We start from the raw sequence: 18,759 nt of genomic DNA on the forward strand, positions 1-18,759 counted from the left end.
TTACTTATTCTTAATTTGTTTTTAATAATGTTTCATTTTCTTTTTTAAAAAGAATTTGTTGTAAGATAAGCACACATAAGACAAAAACAACCAAAACTGCGCCTGTCCAAGTGGCAACTACGGGATTTTCACCAAAAATACCCATGGTAAATGAACTGAATGTGGTTCCTGACGTTACACCTAAGGTTACTAAAGTAGTATGAACAGTGGTGACTAGATACCCAGTTCCTCCCGCTTTAGTAACTCGTGTTACTAAAGCGGGATTCATAGAAATTCCTATTAATCCAACAATAAGAACCATAACTAGAGTTATTGTTTTCACATGACTAAATAAAGATAAATTAATTAGTGCAACAAACAGAATTGAATGTCCAGTTATCAGAACGCCGACTGGATGTGCATCGGCAAATCGTCCTACAATTAAATTACCAATAACAGTGCAGATACCATAGCCTAAGAGAATTGCAGTAGTTGCATCTGAACTGAAGCCTGCATTTTCTTGCAACAAAGGAGTAAAAAAAGAAAAGGAACCATATGCTGCCCCAATGGTAAGAAAACTAACAAGATAGCATAACCACAGCTTTGGTGATCTTAAATTACGCAGATCCTCGGCAGACTCACCTTCAGATGCTTTTTCAAAATCAGGTAAACCCTTAGCTACAATGAGACTAATAACTAATGCAGCAACTCCTAGTAGATAAAAACATGCTTGCCAGTCCCACTGACTAGCTATATAGTGACTCATCGGCAGACCAATGACTGTTCCCATTGTTAAACCACTTAACACAATAGAAACCCCACGCCCAATTTGAGACGGAGATGGAGCTAAACGTGCTGCAATTATTATAGATAGGCCGAAGGTTGCTCCAGACAAACAGCCAGTAATCAGACGAGCCAATGCCAACCACCAATATTGATGTACTACAGGCGCTACTAATTCGATCACAGCATATCCAGCGATAACACAGGATAATGCTAGACGTGGTGGTTGACGGCGTAAAAAAAATGTTATGACAGGAGCCCCTATGGCCATTCCTAGTGCATAAATTGACACCAGAAGCCCTACACGGCTTATTGATTCATTAAGATCAGTCGCAATGCTAGGTAACATTCCAGCAGTTTGTAATTCGCTCATTGTGACAATAAGAATTGCCATCATTAAAATATATAAATAGCGTTTCAAATTTTCACCTCTTGATATGAACCATACTTTGCTCCTATCACACGAGCGAATTCCTGATTAGTGTTGGAAACTTCAGGAATCGGACGACCAGCTTGTGCAGTTAACCCCACTTCAAAGAAAAATCGTTCAAATCCTCCTGGAGTAAAAATCAGCAATTGTTTTGCAAAATCTCTTGTTGTATTTCTAAAACCATGCATCATTCCTTGCGGAACAAACACTAGGCTTCCAGCTGTAGCAGTGAAGGTTTGCTCACCAGCTGATATTTCAAGACTCCCGTATGTCACATAAAAAATCTCATCTTCATTTTCATGGTTATGCCTCGGAGGACCACCTCCTGGTGGAATTGTGGCTTCAAGTATTGATACTCTCCCGCATGTTTCTTCTGTATCTATTAATTGTGTATACAGATCTCCATTCATCCAAACCGCTTTTCCTTCACCTGTTCGTAGGTGTAAAGCAGTTTGGTTTTCACTAGGTAAAGTGTCTTTTTCATGATGAACAGCATTCTTCATTTTCTTGCTCCATGTATTTTTTATCGTTCAATATAAAACTAGATATAAGTGAATTTCACAAAAAAAAGTTAATATTCAAAATCCAATTTTTTATTGATTATTACAAAAATAGATAAAAAAATTATATTGATTTCTAGACTAAAGACCTGACACAATGCCTTCGATTACATCATTTAGATACTCTTTCTCAGGCATAGACTGTCTAAGGATAAGAAGACCATAATAACTAGCTAAAAAAGCTCTGGTTACCTCTATCACAGAACGTTTCTTAGATATTTCATTATTATCCATTCCCTCTTTTATTAGTTGTGATAGAGCAACTTCTATTTTAGTAACGTAGTGGCGATTAATATGTTCTACGACAGGATCTTTATTATTTCGCTCAAAAACTGAGTGCAACGCCATACAACCTCGGTGTGTATCAGATTCAAGATCAGCAGTAATTCCCCACAACAAGAATGCCTTAAGCCTTTCTTTTACTGAACCTATGTCATTTAAAATGCTTTTCTGGATTTCAAATCCTAATTCGTGATAACGGCGTAAAACTTGCTCATATAATTTTTGCTTACTACCAAAAGCGTGGTACAAACTACCAGACCCAATACCAGTTTTTTCACATAGCTTTTTGGTGGAGCTAGCCTCATAACCATGAGTCCAGAAGACATCCATAGCAGAATCTAGAACATCGACGCTGTCGTACTCTTTTGGCCTACCTCTCATCTAAGAACACCTCTAAATTATGTTTATTTTTTATATATATTACTTTTGTAACGAACAGTCAACAATTAAAAACCAATAAACAGGAGCTATGGGATCTGTCGTATTAACAGCGAAATCTCAAGCAAAAATGAGTTCGTTTATTTTCCTTTTCGCATCTGAAAAAGCGTTACTGGGGTCAGCATTTTTGAGGTAGAGGCTATTTTTGTGCAACGGTGGGTCAGTTAACAGATGAGATGATAAAGGCCTATTTGGAACATCACTTTGAACCGAACCCGGATGATCACTTCAGGATGGACAATTGACGCATCGTTCAGCCGATGCGTATCCGGACTTTCAGTCCGTTAATCACTAACCCACCGACTTTAGTCGGTGGTTGTTGAGTTAGGTGTAGCTCTGTGTGGATTAACATTTGGTGGCGTGGCAACATTGTTACAAACAGCTTCTGCAGATGGTGCTGATGTAGCTCAATCCATAGTTGTTACGGTTTGGAACTTAGCTATTGTGGGTGGTGGCATTATAGGAGGAATACTTCTTGAAACCAGCGGGGTGTCTTCACTTCCTTGAGCTACATGCCTATTGTTATTGGTTGGATTAATAGTAACTTGGCAGGCTCAAAAATATGATTTTCCTTATAGTCGGCAAACTGTTCTACCGCATTAACAGAAATAACTTAAACGAAAGTTAGTTGATTGATATTTATAAAATTAGCTAGGAAAAACCTGCATACTCACACATATAGAGTTATCGAGGCGGGATCATTCCCGCCGTTCTCTCACATACATAGACGCCTCCACCGTACATACGGTTTCGTATACGGCTGTTACTGTTTGCATTGAAGTCACGGAGAACACCCTTGCTGGGTGTTCTCACCACAGATGCACCAATAATAAACCTATCCGATCGGATAGGTTTATTCTGCCTTACTGAGATATATCATCCTAATGATCATTGTTAAACATCTATTTTATCGTAATAGGCTAAATCATGCTGATATCCCATTCCGAGCTCATAATCTCACCAATAAAGAAACAAATACGAGCAGAGGCTCAAAAGGTAATTTCATTTCTCTCTAAAACTAATTTACCTACTTATTTGATTGAAATAGAAGGTATTACATCCATTTTTAGCCCAACTGTTTTTTCCCAAGAAGTGATAAATCATTACTTTCTTCATGCAAATACAGGTGAAGTCACGACAGGATATACCTGTCAACTAGCTATTTTCAATGAACTATCTGATTCTGGAAAAACAATTTGCACAGTAATCAATGCTGATCACATTGATTTGATTGCTGATGCATTCCAAGCTGGGTTTATTTTTGGCGGACTTACGTCAAGAATTGATGAAAGTGGAAATATAATTGATTTGGTTCAATTAGTTATATCAAACAATACACATTCACATTCACATTCACATTCACATACACCACACCCATTCGTCCAATTACCAGATGGAGGGATTTCTGATGGTACTTTGACACTTCGCATCACTGATAAAAGCGATAGCCTCATTTTGTATCAGAATCAGTATGATCCTGTAACCCGCCATTGGTCTATTTATCCTGATAAAAGTTACGAAGCTATAGAAAAAGAAGCAAAGCTCGCAAAACTGAAATGGTTGCTTGGCGAAAAAATGTCTCTCACTATTTTTGAAAATGTTAGCGGCAATGCTGTTGGCTATATAAGCCTTCGTCCTGTTATTCCTCCCAAAGTTGCAGATGTTGGCTACGGTATTTTTCTAGATTATCGTGGACTTGGTTATGCCAGTCGCGCTTTAAATATATTTACCGAGTGGGCATTCAATTCAGCAGGATTTGTCAGAATCGAGCTTGGAGTTAAAGCTGGAAATATCGCTTCTAAAAAAGCTGCAATAAAAGCCGGTTATATTCAAGAGAGTATATGCCAGGGCCGGTTGATAAATAGTGATGGCACTTTCAGTGATCAACTCAGCTTCATCAAACTTAATCCTGTGATCACACGTAGTTAATTCATACTACTGAGGTACTCAATGAAAAATGATTTTTTACAGCACGTAGCTGCTAGGATTGGTGACAATTGCGTCATCAACGTTAACTACTTACCTGATAACGTAAGCAACTTTTATAAACGTAAAATCAAAGGAATTTTCCGACCAAATTCACTGACTGCTCTCTCTCAGATAGTTAATGAAGCCAAGAAATACTCTGGTACGAGACTTCATCCAATAAGCATTGGTTATAATTGGGGGTTGGGATCAAAGGAAGATATCGCCGATGGCTCTTACCTTATTGAACTCGACAATATAAATGCTATCCGCAAAATAAACATAGAGCAAGGTTGGGCTATTGTTGAACCTGGAGTTACCCAAGGACAATTATCCACTCTGCTAAAAGGCACTGGGAAGATGATAAATATAACGGCATCTTCAGCGTATTCCAGTTTCCTCGGTAATGCATTAGATCGCGGAGTAGGACTCCGGCATCAACGAACAGAAGATTTGGTTGGACTAGAGGTCATTCTGCCGAATGGAAAAATCATACGAGTCGGTTGGTGGCCTACTGAACAGCATACTGCCATATATTCACACGGTGTTGGCCCATCGCTCGTTCAATTCTTTGCACAATCTAGTTTTGGTATTGTGACAGCAGGTGTTGTCAAATTACATTCCAGACCTGAATTGACAAACATACTTCGGTTTAACTTTTCACGCAGTAATCTCATTCCTGTAATTACAACTTTGCAGCACTGGGTTAGTAATCGTGTAAACAGTGGTGTACTGAAAATATACGATTCAACGGCTAATACCACTTATGGCGGAATAGATAGTACGTATACAGTTCACATGTGTATTGATGGGCTTGAAAAAGATGTTTATGCGAAAACACAACATATTTTGGAGTATTGTGAAATTTCCGATATTTTTTCTAATGCAGTAGCAAGCCAAGTTAACGAAGATCATTATCCTGGTTCTGATATCATCGCCAACCTTGTTGAGGCTGCTCACGTTGGTGATACCAGTTTTAATGATGTTCTTCTCAAAAAAACACTCGGAGCCAAGCATGACATGATAGATAAAACAGATAATGGTTGGATATTCTTTTTACCCCTGCTCCCATTTACACCTGATGCACTTCTAAAAGCATATGAGATCATAGATGAAATTCACGCTGAATCTGGAATTTTATGTGGAGCTACCATAAACGCACTTAATGAGGGAGTTATTGACCTTGTTATTTCTATTGCGTTCAACAAAAAATCAGAAGAGCAACCACGAACTTTACATGCTCTGGATCTTCTGCATGAGAAATTCCAAGAGAATGGTTTTATTCCTTATCGACTAGGGGTGAATCACTCTGAGTGGGCTTCAAAAATAACGCCGAGCGACAGCGAAAACGATTTTATCCGGGAGTTGAAGTCGTTAATTGATCCACAAAACATTATCAGCAATGACCGTTATCTATAGGAGAATAAAATGAACATCAAAACATTCGAACATATACTGGAAGTTACCAAGTCATTGACATCCAGTCTACCAGTTTTAAGTTCAATATTTGAAACCGAACGACGGCTTACTGATGATGTTATTGCCCAGCTTAAAGCTATTGGTGTTTTTAAAATGAACTTCCCAAAAAGTTGGGGAGGCCTTGAACTCACTTCAGCACAACAAACACAAGTTATCGAGCAATTAGCTATTGGCGATCCTGCAGTGGCTTGGTGCGCTATGATCGGTAGTGACTCAGGTATTTATTCAGGTTATTTAAACGAAGAAGTTGCAAAAAAATTATTCACCATAAATACCATCACTGCTGGTTGGATTCATCCACAAGGTATTGCCGAAGAAGTACCCGGTGGTTATTTAGTTAGTGGGAATTGGCGATTCGGTAGTGGACTTAGCCATTGCAACATATTAAGTGCTGGATGCTTTGTTTACAGGAACGGTACAAAATTGTTGGACGAAAATGAAAAGCCGATTTGGCGGGTGATGCTAGCTAAGCCAAGTGAATATCATCTCAAAGACAACTGGTTTACTACTGGCCTAGCAGGGAGTGGAAGTAGGGATTATTCTGCTAAGAATATGTTTGTTCCTTATGAGCATAGTTTCAGTTTTTTAGAACCCCATCGCTCTGGACCTTTGTTCGATACACCTGATGCAATTTTAAGGAATATGTCAGGCATTCCTTTAGGAATGGCAAGGGCTGCTATTGACTACATTAAGGGGCTAGTAGATAAAAAATATGATCGTTCTTTGTCTGTTTCCTGGAGGCTGAGCCCTCGAGTCCAGTCAGTAATCGCAAAATGTGAAATAGATCTCTATGCAGCACGTTGTGCCGTATATTCATCTTTGTCAGAACAATGGGATGCTTTGATAGAGAAGAAAGGTGATGATGAAGAGCTTAGAGTTCGTCCCGCTTTGGCTCGTCATAATGCATTTAAAACAGTTCGAAAAATTATAGCAGAGCTTTACGATCTTAATGGAGGAGCATCTATTTATAAAAATGAATCTCCTTTAGACAGATGGTTACGTGATAGTTACACTATTTGCCAGCACGCAGTAGCAAGTGATTCAATACTCCAACAATGCGGCCAGTACTTGTTGGAGGGAAAGTCGAACAATCTCTTCATTTAAGCTCAATTATAGCTGGTGCTATAACGGTTAGCACCAGTTGCAACTTACGAGGTAGTTCCTGTGTTCGTCGCTATGATAATTAATATTGAACCATTAAATGATTATATTTATCGAATAGTTCTATCGTTTTCTCATCCCTTTATTTTTAAAGCAGGTCAATACATTGAAATGGTACTTCCTTGTGGGAAGTCGGGATATTTTTCTATAGCCTCACTTATTAATTGCGGAAGAAATATTGAGTTACATATATCTGATACTAAAAATAGTAATAGTATTATTAGGAAATTAAAAGTAGGAAATGAAGTGAAGATTAGTCAGGCAAGTGGGAATGCGTGGCTACGTGCTACTTCTGACAGAAGTATGCTTATTGTTGCTTTTGGATCTGGTTTTTCATATGCGCGATCTATTTTGCTATCAGAAGCATTATCAAACTCATCAAGAGAAGTATATTTTTATTGGATAATGCAAAGCAAAGAAAGTATATATGAACTTTATTTAATTAACTCGTTACCAGAGAGATTCAAGTGTCAAGTTTTTCATTATCGTGACAACACAAAAAGTAAGTATGACATTGGTAGAGTATCAGGGCGCGAGCATACTTTGGTTAATATTTTCCCTTAAAATGTAAATTTTATTCTCTAACTCTATAGTCTCCTATAAAAGTTAAAGAATTGTTCGGTTGTCTGTATTTTGCTCGATTTAAACACCATGAAATGGTCATTTTGAAAAATAATAATCTTTAAAAGGTGGCTAAAATAGTGTGCTCGCACCCTGGGTAGAGTATTGAGCAGCATATCCAATTTACATCAAGATATGTCTGCATTTGACATTTATATTGTTGGGGATAGAATAATTGATCTCGCAACTCGCCATGTATTTCATTTGAAAAATAAAGCTTCTATCAACCAAATATTTGGTGATTAATTTTAGTAAGCTCAATTTATTAATTTTTCATTTATATTTTATTTCTTGTTTTTGGATGTAATTTATTTATATTGAATATTTTCAATGTGATATGAAGCAAACTTAAGGGATTGCTTCATATTTACCGTACCTAGTTTTTTAAAAATATTGCCAACATGGAATTTTACTGTAGATTCACTAATAGATAAAATAACTCCAATTTCATAATAAGTTTTCCCTTGACTAACCCAAAAGAGAATCTGGCTCTCTCTCTTGGTAAGTAATACTGAGGTAGGTCTGTAATCAGAGTATAGATTTGATTCCATAAATAATAAAATACTCTGATGAATAGAAATTATCTCCTCGTGAATAGAATGTATTTTTTATTGAAAATTACTCTGCGCCCTGTATTTTTACCAAGTTGACAAAAGCTAAATGCAAGAACATTGTCTTTATGATCATGTAATGGAATCGTATATCCATTAAATGCACCTTCTATATTTATTGGATTGATCTGTAAGTTTTTTACATGTTCAAATACTGAACCACTGTCATCTTTCCACCGGAAAGGCTGAATGCTATTTTTGGCGAATATCATTATAGGGTCGATTATATGAAATGATTGCTCTCTATATCTTGAAAGCCAATAATTTGGGAAGTTTGAGATGATCAAAGGATCTAGGTCATTCCTCTTTGATTGTATAACGTAGGAATAGTTTGTCATCCCCATTGATTCAACAATACTTTGGATTTCTGCAGAAAATTCTAATGATATAAGGTTTGAAACGTTATCCATTACTAACTCCATAGAGAATAATTATTGTGGCTTGGTATTTCATGTTGAGAAAAAAACCATGCATATCTAAAATGTGAGAAATTTACGAAAATAAATTAATTAACATCAGTAATGGTTTATACGGATACGTGTTATGCTTAATTATTTTATGCAAATTATTTAGAATCAGTGTATTACAGATATAGCTGCGAAGTTACGTTTAATATTAATCCGGAGAAAGTTTACATCACCATATAATTCAGAGATATGCGGTTTTCTGTGATTAAACTCCGTTCTAAATGTTTTGCAGGTTAATAACCTTAACCTATTCGAATATAAACGCGATCATTAACCAGTGAGTAATTTATGAGCAGCAAACATTCATAATAATTTAATAGAGCCAATTTTTAGTTAGCAAAATAAAAACCTAACTAATATGTTAATATTTTACATGGTTATATCTCAATTTAGTTATTAAATAATAATTAATAGAATACCGTACATCCGACATTCCTCACTGAATTTATAACTATGTGGTATAGAATAATTAAACTCCTAATTAAAACCTATGAAATCAAATTATTAACTCACAAGATATTTAGATCGGGTTCTGTGGAAGAACCCCCAGATCTGTAAACTTTGTGAATGCTACGAGTTGTCAGTGCGCTTAAATGCGTTCAAAACATGGTAGATTGTCGCTTCGCCGAGTTTGAACTTCTTTGCCAACTGGCCAATCGTAGAACCAGATTGACGGCGGAGATAAGTATCCTTTCGTAGGGTCTCCGTTAATTTAGCGGGACGCCCGAATCTGACACCATTTTCTTTCGCTTTGGCTATCCTTTCCGCTTGACGTTCACTGCGTAAATCGTTTTCAAACTCCGCGATGGAGGCTTAGTATGTTGAACATAAGACGTCCCGTTGGAGTTTGGGTATCAATATTTTGGTTCAGAACGACCAAATCAATATTTTCCCTGGTGTAAGCAAAAAGAGTAATATTTTTAAAATAAATGAGAAAAAATCATGATAGTTGTAAAAATTTATTTTCTTGTATATGTATTAATGTTAAATTTTAATACATTACTTAACAGAGTAAAAAATACTCATATTAAAAATATAAGGATGTAATTGTGATAGAGTTTGCGAGTTTTTCTACAGAAGAGGCTATCAAAGATAATGCGGTTGGTATTTCAGTTAGACAGATGATAAAAAAAGAAGGACTAAATGCTTATGCGACGGTTATTAATGCAGGAAAGAGAGTTGGGTGTCATAACCACAGTATCGGAGAGGAATGGTATATAATACTTTCTGGAGATGGGGAAATTTGGACAGGTAAAGGATCAGACAATGAAGTTCATAATATACAAAAAAGGCGATTTTCTCAGGGGGATATTTTTTGTATTTATCCAAATACAGCACATCAACTTGTCGCTTATGAAAATGTAAAATTAATATTTTTATGCCCAGAGTCCCATCTATCCCATGATAGGGTATGTTTTTCAGATATATGTGAATAATTATTTTGCAAAAGTGATAGACAGTGATTCCCTGAAAAAACTTTCAGGGATATAGTTAGCTATGTTATTTTCATAACAATATCCAACCAAATCTTTCTTACATTTCACCCCTGTTTTTTGATACAGATTTTGGATGTGATTGGTGATTGTTCTGTAAGACAGAAATAACCTTTCAGCGATATCTTTAGTGGAAAACCCTTGCAGAATATAAAACACTATTTCCCATTCTCTTTTACTAAAAAACGTTGATGGAGGTGTAAAAACTAATGATGTTTGCATAGTTATTTTGTTTAGCTTTTCTAGTGTTATCGTATCTACTGGTCTTCCATGGAAAATGGTTCCTCTGCATGTCCCGTTTTCATCAATTAATGGAAATTTATCGAAATACCATGGTTGAAGGTAGGGGCGGTTTTGAAAAGGATGAATTTCAATAGAGGTGACCCGATCTAATAATGTTTCAACTTTCCTGTCGTGTTTCTGAAATTCATCCTGAAAATTGGCAGTTGATGCTGGAAGTTCACCATCAAAATGACCTTCTACATCATACCCTTTAGGAAGGGAGAGTAATTTATGATATTTTTTATTAGCATATATAAATTTTGAGGTATGATCTTTCGCACCCCATGGATCATTACTAATTTCCCAAAATTTTATTAGCGGCCTAATCAAACTTTCTACTGAACAATTCATACGCCACCTTCTGATTAATTATTCGTTTTCATACTTATAATTTAAATAGTAAATAATATTACTCTAGCTTCATGGTTTATCGTTTTCAGATTAAATGTCTAATTAAAAATATTCAATAATAAAATTTATTAAAGGTTTAAGTGAAAATATTCAATAATAAAATCAATTAGCAATGATGGATTGATTATGTGAATTTTTCATCAAAACATTGTACGCCCCGTCATCATTCAATGTATTGAGATGTTCGGACGCTGTGGCCTAAGCAATTAATTCAATAGTTAATACACTGTCATTTTTGGGATTCCGTCTTAGGGGGGCCACAGAATCCCTATCATGCAACTCACAATCTAATTTAGGGCGGGATCTTACATTTTTTATATGGTTATTGTGGGTAAAAACAACCCTCTACCAGCTCAATAAATGTTCATGCCAGATATCAAAACCTCTCAATAAAATCGTATTGAATGTGAGAAATTATCAATATCTGCGAATTGTATGATTTTTACGCTCTCTTCGTCTTTTGTGTTTGCAGGTTATTTTTAGCTGAGCCATGATGGATAGCAGAGGAATATCGATTCACACTCTAGGCCATCAATGCACTGCCAGAGTCTGATAGAAATTAAAATCCCAGCCTTTGATAAGTCGCTCTTCTGTCATGAAATCTTTGGCGATTTCACCCTGAAATTTTTTAAATAAACTGAATAAATTCATTTAGTTATACGATAAAATCGTATGGAGAATTACTCGTTTGAATTGAAATGTTTTTGCATCAAAACTTGGATCATTTTTTCCAGTTCCTCCTCGAATTCTTTTGGTACGCGGTTAAATTCAAAGCTCACGGATCTGTCTTTAATCCGTTTGCGGGCAAAAGAATTCTTATCTTTGAAATCCCAAAGAGAGCTTATTTGCCGCTTTTCTTGCGCGATTTTTTTTATGTTGTTACTGCTGAAATCTTTAAACAGTTTGATGATGATCGATTTCATTTCGTCGGGAGCAACTGGTTTGGTTTTATCCATATTCTGGACTTCATCACGCACACAACTGACGACTTCATCAATCGAAAGATTGTTTTTCTTGATGTTAATGGTGACGTCTAAAAGTGCTTTATAGTCTGGATAGCTCAATTCTGCGATAACAGGGAATACGCCAACAATATCGCTAGGTACTGAAGCACACTGAATTGCGCGAGTCACCTTAGCTTGTGACATATTATTAGACTCAGCAATTTCTTTCTGGGTCATACCCGCTTCTCGCAGCTGGATCAGGCGCAGACCGATTTCACGAATATTGTGCTCTCTTGCAGTCTGGATATCTGCAGCAAGTTGTCTTGCGTCATCGGAGCTGATGTTGGTGTTCGTGACTAAGATATCTAAACCAACACCACAGAAAATAGCAGCGGCACGTCTGCGAGAGCCATCCAGAATTTCTATCTTTCCATCAATACGACGACCGATTGCAGGGAAGAATTGTTGAAGACTGATAGTGCGTATTATGTCGCTGACAGATTCTTTTGTCAGTGCACTTTGATCTCGGCCGTTGACTAAAAAATTAATGGTAGTCTCCGACTCCAGTTTGTCGGCTGGAATGTGCTCTAGCTGAAACATGGCCGTTTGACCCGAGGCAAGTGTGAAACGCTGTTCTGTAGTTTGGTTCTCTACTGGTGTATCCAAGGATACTGAATTAAATGTTCTGCCAATGGTTAGACGTTTTTTATTTTGCATTCTTGCCTCTGTTGACTCTGATGAATTCAATACGATCAAAAACTGCTTTGGCGAAGTCTTCTGCTGCTCTTTTCGCATTCTTTAGCGCTTCGCCACTGCCAATATACGTGGCTGGGTTTGCAGAAATAACGGTATCAAAAGACTCCCCGCAACGTTCGAATCCATCCAAACGCGGGATAGCGAAATCAAGCATATCACCACCAAAAATTTCTTTTGCCAGGCTATGACACAGCTTGTGATCGGTTTTATTCACTAACTTGGACATAAAACCGATGTTACCGCTGAGGCGAGTTGATGCGCCTGTCGATTCGATTATCTCTACCAGCTCTGGTAAACGAGCCAGATATTTCAGCGTACTGTGGAAATCTACCTGTGCAGGTGGGATAGGAGTCATTAAAAAATCCGCTGCGGCGATCGCGTTAGACAGAAAAGAGTCCAGGTGAGGTCCGCTGTCGATAAAGATGAAGTCGTAATCATGTTTCACTTTGTCGATGATGTTCTCTCGAAGGACGGTATAGATGTTCTGGTTTGGCAAGTGTTCTGCGCAGAGTTCTTCCCAACGTGATGCAATGAATGCATCTTCAATGGATGCAGGAATAATGTCTACGCCTGCGACAACTGAGGATGTAATAAATTCAGACAGTAACTCTTCACGTGAAACGTTTTGCAGCATGGCTTGAGCTGATGTTGTATCAACGGAACCGATAGATTGCTCATGATCGAGGAACATGGTGGCCGATGCTTGTGGGTCAAGGTCGATAACCAATATCCTAAGATCTTCGAAAATCAAGTGTGGATGGGTGCGTAGTGCATGTGCCAGAGAAACTGTACTGACGGTTTTAGATACTCCGCCCTTCAAGTTACCGATAAAGAAGGTCAATGCTTCGTGATAACGATCACGGTATTTGGGTACGCCTCTGTGATGGTACAGATCTATGATGTTCTCAATTGTCATTGCGTACTTGGATGAAGAGCCAGCTTGCTTTTTGCCAAATACATATCCCTGCGCTTCCATTTCGTTAACGGCATAATCCACGCTTGCACGCGTTAACTTGGGTAATTTTGCGAGAGCCGCTTTTGAATACGTTTGGTAATAAGCTGTTTTACTCAGCTCCAGCTTTTGGCTTTGGATTTGCTCACTGAGCGACTGGAGTAGACGAACTGACCTTTGCGCAACCTTGTTTAATTGTTTATAGTCTTCATTCATATTTTCACCTTATATGTAGGTTTTTGGAATTTATTTAAATATCCTACATAAAACTATAAATGTAAAATTTTTAAATTGAAAAGCGCTTTACTTTGCTTATTTTTCTCCATAGAAATTTCATGATTATCTTATTGTTTTAAATTATTTTTTATGAAAAATTTCAGGGTGAAATCGCCAAAATTTAGCACCAATTTCAGGGGAGGGAGATTTTGTGTTTTGGCTTAACCAGCTTATCAGGAGGGCTATTGAGAGATCATAAAATTCCACATGAAAAAGAAGAGCTGGTAAACATAGAAACGGGGATATGGTTTTGCAAAGTCAAAGTAAACCAAAAAAGCTGTGAGGTTTAAAAATGGCTAAATCAGGCTGCCATTTAAATCTTACGGCTTTAGATCAAAATTTATCATTTTCACAAACTGGCTAAAAAAACGAAGGTGGGTTATTCCTGTGACTTACTGAGAATCTTACGCTCAATAAGCTGACCACGTTGATCAAAATAACGGCTGGGCCATATTTCAGAGGGATGGACTTCAAGATAGTCAGCGATGATCCGTTCGCCTTTAGGCCACTGTCTGCTGAGTGCATTTGCGAGGGTTGATGAACTGAGTCCGGCTTCACGAGAGAGTGCTGCTAAGGTTGTACCACGCTTGCGTAATGCAGCAATAATGTCGGCCTGATGCCAGTCATTTCTAACATTGTTATTCATTCCTGCTACTCCTTTCCATTAATTAATATTGATGGTGGCGATTCAGACAGGGTTTGCACTACCGGAGTATCCACCGGCGAGACCGAAGCCTCCCCCGTCTGAACCGCCATTGAAAGGGCGATAGCAAACGCACTGGCAGAAACATCCTACCAGTGTTTGGATACTCAGGGGTGCAAATCCCTGACCATTGGTATTTGCCAATGGCGGGAATACTTTAACTGATTGTTTTATCAGACTCAATAACTGAACTGCTAAGTTTAACGGTTATAGCTCCTCTGAATAGCGCACAAACTCAGGGGAGAAAACGGACGGCTAAATCAATCTTTGTTATTTATTCTCGTTCGTGATCACTTTGCTATCCGTATTCCCCTTTGTTTTTCAGACTCATTTTACTTATTTAGAAACATTTTCCCTGCGTGTCGGTTAGGTTCACCATTCCGTGGTGCGTCAGATAATGTGTATACAGGGCGAGGGTTATGTTGAGTTTTTGCAGGAGTTCGCTACGTGCTCTGCACGGCGGTGGAGTACTCCCCGTTCAGTGCCTGATTCAATCAGGATGAACGCCTCATTATTCGTGACGTGTGATATCTCCTTTCTTTATTGCATCAGCCTATTACAAGGCGGTGGGTGAAAAAAAAACGAAATAAGTGAATTAAGGCAGAAAAATGCCAATGAAAAGTGGTGACACTGAGTAAAACGGGGTTCGAATCGTTCGTAAAGCCAGACCGGACGTGCTCTGGACGTTGGCCGCCCGGCGGCGCCACTTGGTAATCGCTTCGCTTAAACGCAAGTGACGCCGCGAAGTTTTCGGGACATTTGTCGTGCGTGATTTAAAGCGCAGGTAAAAGTCGTACAAGTAAAAAGGTTATGGTGAACGTGGCAGAAAACTGCTCAATATATGTGATAAGCCTGTCCCGTGTATAAAGTGACAGGATAACTTTCATCGTCAGACGATATCTGCTTCCAAAAGTGTGCAGATGTACCGCAATATTGCTCTCCCTTTCAGGCTACAGGAGTTTTGTTTCGCCACCCGAAGGCGATCCTGACAGGCGATGGATCATTTTTGTAGAAAAATATTAACGGTTAGGCAAGAAAGCGTCAAATTGGCGTTGTGACTTTTACCTCAATTTACCTGTATATATATATCCGGAAATAACCCATGTTAACTGGTTATGATATATACTCATTTATTCGCCAATATGTAGATTTTGAATTAAACGCATGGAGGTTCTATGTCACAGGCAAGTACAGCTAATTCTTCCTCAAAACGCCCGTATAGAAAAGGTAATCCATTAACTGAGGCTGAAAAACAGCAGGCTTTTGTTGCACGCCGAAAGGCTGCAAACGACAAATTAATCAGGGTTTATGTATCTAATGATCTAAAGATTCAATTGCAAAATATGTGCAAAGACGAAGGGATAACTCAGGGAGAGATGATTAGTCGCTTGATAGAAAAAGCTGGTGCAGATCACAGTATAAATAAGGTTACTTCATAACTTTCTTGAGCGTTCATCCTTCCGGTGCTAATATTGATATTGTTTAATTTTTGTTTAGTTATTTTATTTCTTTGATAAGTTCAGATGGTTTATTGGTGAGAATAAAACAATTAGAAAGGTTTATTGAATTTTTTGTTTCACAGTGCTAGTTTATCAAGGTTTTTCGTTGGTCAGTCACGCCGAAAGGTGACTAAATGCGGTTAGTTGATAACATGATTAACTAACCGTTAAAAAGAAGAAACCCCACAATCTGTAGTCATCTTGGCGGAGGGCATCAGATATATGGGGCTCACTTGCAGAAATCAATTTGTAGTTTCTGCATAGGAGTATAGAACGATGAGACTTCTATTGCAACTTTTTGATCCCCGCCATAAGTGCAGGGGTTGTGCTTAAAAATCAACACCCCCAATCAACTTCCGGTAGCCTTGTTCGCTGCCGACGTGGTGAATCCAACGCCCTACGGCGGGGGCAGTCTAAAATTCACCGGCGCAACACACCGAAACAGGATATCAATATCCCCAAAGGAACACCTGCACGGTTGTCTCGTACCCTGAAAAGTCATGACTGGCGGCGGGACAGGGAGCTTATCGCCTTGCGCCAAAACGGGTATACGCCGTATTCTGAGCGTAAAAATCCGCACTTTGTGCCCAAACCGATGCGTAATTGCACCCGTTCTGAGAGCCGGGAGGCACTAACCTCACTGTCGCTGGCGTTCGTGGCGAATGCCGATTTTTTTCCAGGCCATGATTACCTGTTTGAAATCATGGTTCCATTCGAATTCATTGCTGAAACAATGGGGGTGTTGCATAAATATGATAATGGGCGGATAGCTTATGATGTGGCATTACATGCGTTGTCTGTTCTTGAACAACTCAATCATATTGTTGTTCAGCGGGATAAAGACAGGGACACAGGGCAAAATAAACCGATGCGTATCTGGCTGAAGCCTGAATTTTTCATATCTAAAGGTATCCCCCGTCAAGAAATTCGACAGAGCCTGATCGATTTTCAGAACTGGGCCATCAAAAGTGGTCAGCTTGAAAACCTGGATAAAAAATACCAGCGCCATTTATTGCGCCTGGAACGGTTAGGAATTGACCTCAAAAATAAACATGCACTGCGTCAGTTGCTGAAAAAGATTCGGCGCTCAGTGGTGGCCCCGGATTTACTGGAACAGAAAGCCGAGGTGATCAAACACATTGAAGGAAATCTGGCGGCGTTGGATACCCCAACACCAGAAAATCTGGAAGGGGAACTGAACTGCACTCAACGCGCGGTGGCAAACCTGCGAAAAAATAATAAACCTGAGCAGCCTTACAGGAGTATGTTTATAGATTGGGAAAAAACAACAACACCGGTTGCGGTCTATATTGCGAAGTGTAAATTAAAACAAGAACACCCTCAGTTAAGTGAGAATTCTGAGCAATTTTATCGTCTGTTACTTGAGCAAGAGCGCGTCATACTGACATAACCTGATTTTTGGATGCAATTTCACCATTACCGTGCATGAGCGCGGTTTTGCTGTTTGTTTGATAACACCTATTGGTTGTTTTTTGCGCGCGCAGCACATCAAGTTATTTCCTGGTTTTTTACTATTTCGTTCCCGAAGCACAACTTCAGCGTAAAAATCACCGCTACGCATAAAAATCCCTAAATTAATTTCGAACTTTATCTGTTAATAATAATTAATTTCGAAGTTTATTTCTGAACAAAACTAGCCTTATAAATAAGGAATAACAAATCGAGTTGAGCCTAACGGCATCAACTCTCGAAGTTAGTACCTTTCACTTCGTTAAAGGTAAAAGAAAAAAGCAGCTACAGAGAAAAAAATAAGAAAAGGACTTCGTTTGCAGCGGCTTTAGCCGCGCCACCCACATACTACAATATAACAACTAATTAATTACAACATACTAGACCCCTTATCAACCAATTTAAAAAACAAAAACTTCATCTCCGTCCTCTTTTCTTTTCCCAGCAGGCCTTATGCCCTGCTGGGAAAAGAAAAGAGGACGTTGTAACTAATAAGTCAACGCCCCGTAAGCGGTCGCAAACGCCCGCTAACGCGCAGATAAGTCCCGCCTACGGCGTGACCACTGCGTGCCTTCGGCAAGGCTAATGAAGCAAAATACAACAGGAAATATCTTTAGGCTTAGCAGGAATAGGGGGTATTTCACTCCCCGTTAAATTTTGTTTGGCTCGGCGGTTCAGCTACAACGTCTCCAGTAACACTGAGGAGCCGCCTTCTACTCGCTTCGCTCATGAGTGACCATTACGGGGTCAGCTTGGAGGTCGGAAATTATGCTAGTCGCCTGAGTTCATGTCTTTAGATTCTACGCACAAATCCCGCACATTTTGTCTGCTTTCGGCCTGTCCTAGACAATTCAGTTATGTCTGGAATCAGCCATTGGGAGACCATAAAAATCTGTGGGGCACTACATTGGTGTTTATGCCGTTATAGCTGAGAACTATCAACCGTACTGCCAGCTGGCCCATTAATTTTTGATGCTGGGATACCAACGTCCAAATTGCGCCTTTAGCTCACCATTCGGCTATTTTTGCCCATTCCCCAATAAGGTTCAAAGTTGATGAAGAAAAAAATGGGTACTCAGTTAGCGCTAAGATTTTATTTGTATTAGTCACGACGTGATCTGACACTGAACCTTGAAAGGTTGAGAGTTACCGACTTTGCTATATGGGTGTCGAATCCTTATACAAAATACGAGGTAA

Annotated in this window: 18 protein-coding genes and 1 pseudogene; 8 read left to right on the forward strand and 11 right to left on the reverse strand. The window is 38.7% G+C overall.

All coding sequences use genetic code 11. From position 1 onward, the window contains the following. Window positions 1–10 precede the first annotated feature (10 nt). The 3 genes from Xkoz_RS16360 to Xkoz_RS16370 form a co-directional block, all read right to left on the reverse strand. Window positions 11–1,183: an MFS transporter gene (locus tag Xkoz_RS16360; RefSeq protein WP_208615290.1), complete on the reverse strand. Its 1,173-nt coding sequence runs from the start codon at window positions 1,181–1,183 to the stop codon at window positions 11–13. After that, window positions 1,180–1,695 (reverse strand): cupin domain-containing protein, encoded by a 516-nt coding sequence (locus Xkoz_RS16365; protein WP_099143092.1) that lies wholly within the window; start codon window positions 1,693–1,695, stop codon window positions 1,180–1,182. Before Xkoz_RS16365 ends, Xkoz_RS16360 begins: the two co-directional genes overlap by 4 nt. 138 nt (window positions 1,696–1,833) lie before the next feature. Continuing rightward, window positions 1,834–2,415 carry a TetR/AcrR family transcriptional regulator gene (locus Xkoz_RS16370; protein WP_099143093.1) on the reverse strand — a complete coding sequence of 194 codons (582 nt, stop codon included), beginning with the start codon at window positions 2,413–2,415 and terminating at the stop codon, window positions 1,834–1,836. Between the two features lie 146 nt (window positions 2,416–2,561). On the opposite strand from Xkoz_RS16370, the pseudogene Xkoz_RS16375 reads away from it, so the two are divergent. From Xkoz_RS16375 to Xkoz_RS16400, 5 genes and pseudogenes are all read left to right on the forward strand, one after another. Beyond that, a pseudogene (locus Xkoz_RS16375) lies at window positions 2,562–2,717 on the forward strand (transposase); the annotation flags it as partial. A 682-nt stretch (window positions 2,718–3,399) separates the two neighbouring features. Then, on the forward strand, window positions 3,400–4,401 hold the full coding sequence (locus tag Xkoz_RS16385; RefSeq protein ID WP_099143094.1) for a GNAT family N-acetyltransferase: 1,002 nt from the start codon (window positions 3,400–3,402) through the stop codon (window positions 4,399–4,401). A gap of 21 nt (window positions 4,402–4,422) precedes the next feature. Then, window positions 4,423–5,856: an FAD-binding oxidoreductase gene (locus tag Xkoz_RS16390; protein ID WP_099143095.1), complete on the forward strand. Its 1,434-nt coding sequence runs from the start codon at window positions 4,423–4,425 to the stop codon at window positions 5,854–5,856. Between the two features lie 9 nt (window positions 5,857–5,865). Next, on the forward strand, window positions 5,866–7,020 hold the full coding sequence (locus Xkoz_RS16395; protein ID WP_099143096.1) for an acyl-CoA dehydrogenase family protein: 1,155 nt from the start codon (window positions 5,866–5,868) through the stop codon (window positions 7,018–7,020). 60 nt (window positions 7,021–7,080) lie between these two features. Further along, window positions 7,081–7,641 carry a ferredoxin reductase domain-containing protein gene (locus tag Xkoz_RS16400; RefSeq protein WP_099143097.1) on the forward strand — a complete coding sequence of 187 codons (561 nt, stop codon included), beginning with the start codon at window positions 7,081–7,083 and terminating at the stop codon, window positions 7,639–7,641. Window positions 7,642–8,006: 365 nt separating this feature from the next. On the opposite strand, the gene Xkoz_RS26150 is transcribed toward Xkoz_RS16400, so the two are convergent. The 4 genes from Xkoz_RS26150 to Xkoz_RS26155 all read right to left on the reverse strand — a co-directional run bounded on the left by Xkoz_RS26150 (window position 8,007) and on the right by Xkoz_RS26155 (window position 9,707). Continuing rightward, complete coding sequence (locus Xkoz_RS26150) at window positions 8,007–8,249, reverse strand: helix-turn-helix domain-containing protein (protein ID WP_099143098.1); 243 nt, start codon at window positions 8,247–8,249, stop codon at window positions 8,007–8,009. 29 nt (window positions 8,250–8,278) lie between these two features. Then, window positions 8,279–8,719, reverse strand: coding sequence for an autoinducer binding domain-containing protein (locus Xkoz_RS16410; protein WP_167386611.1), 441 nt, complete (start codon window positions 8,717–8,719; stop codon window positions 8,279–8,281). Between the two features lie 627 nt (window positions 8,720–9,346). After that, window positions 9,347–9,583: a helix-turn-helix domain-containing protein gene (locus Xkoz_RS25205; RefSeq protein ID WP_339373903.1), complete on the reverse strand. Its 237-nt coding sequence runs from the start codon at window positions 9,581–9,583 to the stop codon at window positions 9,347–9,349. After that, window positions 9,570–9,707 (reverse strand): recombinase family protein, encoded by a 138-nt coding sequence (locus Xkoz_RS26155; protein ID WP_425275097.1) that lies wholly within the window; start codon window positions 9,705–9,707, stop codon window positions 9,570–9,572. Before Xkoz_RS26155 ends, Xkoz_RS25205 begins: the two co-directional genes overlap by 14 nt. Before the next feature lie 118 nt (window positions 9,708–9,825). Between Xkoz_RS26155 and Xkoz_RS16420 the strand changes: the two genes are divergently transcribed. Then, window positions 9,826–10,212, forward strand: coding sequence for a cupin domain-containing protein (locus tag Xkoz_RS16420; protein WP_099143100.1), 387 nt, complete (start codon window positions 9,826–9,828; stop codon window positions 10,210–10,212). On the opposite strand, the gene Xkoz_RS16425 is transcribed toward Xkoz_RS16420, so the two are convergent. The 4 genes from Xkoz_RS16425 to Xkoz_RS16440 form a co-directional block, all read right to left on the reverse strand. Beyond that, a complete protein-coding gene (locus Xkoz_RS16425) occupies window positions 10,213–10,902 on the reverse strand; it encodes a helix-turn-helix transcriptional regulator (RefSeq protein WP_099143101.1) in 690 nt (229 codons plus the stop codon). A 740-nt stretch (window positions 10,903–11,642) separates the two neighbouring features. Next, window positions 11,643–12,623, reverse strand: a complete 981-nt coding sequence (locus tag Xkoz_RS16430) for a ParB family protein (protein WP_099143102.1) — start codon at window positions 12,621–12,623, stop codon at window positions 11,643–11,645. After that, a complete protein-coding gene (locus tag Xkoz_RS16435) occupies window positions 12,613–13,830 on the reverse strand; it encodes an AAA family ATPase (protein ID WP_099143103.1) in 1,218 nt (405 codons plus the stop codon). Before Xkoz_RS16435 ends, Xkoz_RS16430 begins: the two co-directional genes overlap by 11 nt. Before the next feature lie 439 nt (window positions 13,831–14,269). Continuing rightward, entirely contained in the window at window positions 14,270–14,536 is a 267-nt protein-coding gene (locus Xkoz_RS16440; protein WP_099143104.1) for a helix-turn-helix domain-containing protein, read from the reverse strand. 1,232 nt (window positions 14,537–15,768) lie between these two features. Between Xkoz_RS16440 and repA the strand changes: the two genes are divergently transcribed. Together repA and Xkoz_RS16455 are read left to right on the forward strand one after the other, a co-directional pair. After that, the gene (gene repA / locus Xkoz_RS16450; protein ID WP_099143106.1) at window positions 15,769–16,032 is read left to right on the forward strand and encodes a replication regulatory protein RepA; all 264 of its coding nucleotides are present in this window, start codon (window positions 15,769–15,771) and stop codon (window positions 16,030–16,032) included. Between the two features lie 385 nt (window positions 16,033–16,417). Then, a complete protein-coding gene (locus Xkoz_RS16455; RefSeq protein WP_244183495.1) occupies window positions 16,418–17,503 on the forward strand; it encodes a Replication protein in 1,086 nt (361 codons plus the stop codon). Window positions 17,504–18,759: the final 1,256 nt, after the last annotated feature.

Origin of the sequence: Xenorhabdus kozodoii, assembly GCF_002632875.1 — a bacterium.
Lineage (GTDB): Bacteria > Pseudomonadota > Gammaproteobacteria > Enterobacterales > Enterobacteriaceae > Xenorhabdus > Xenorhabdus kozodoii.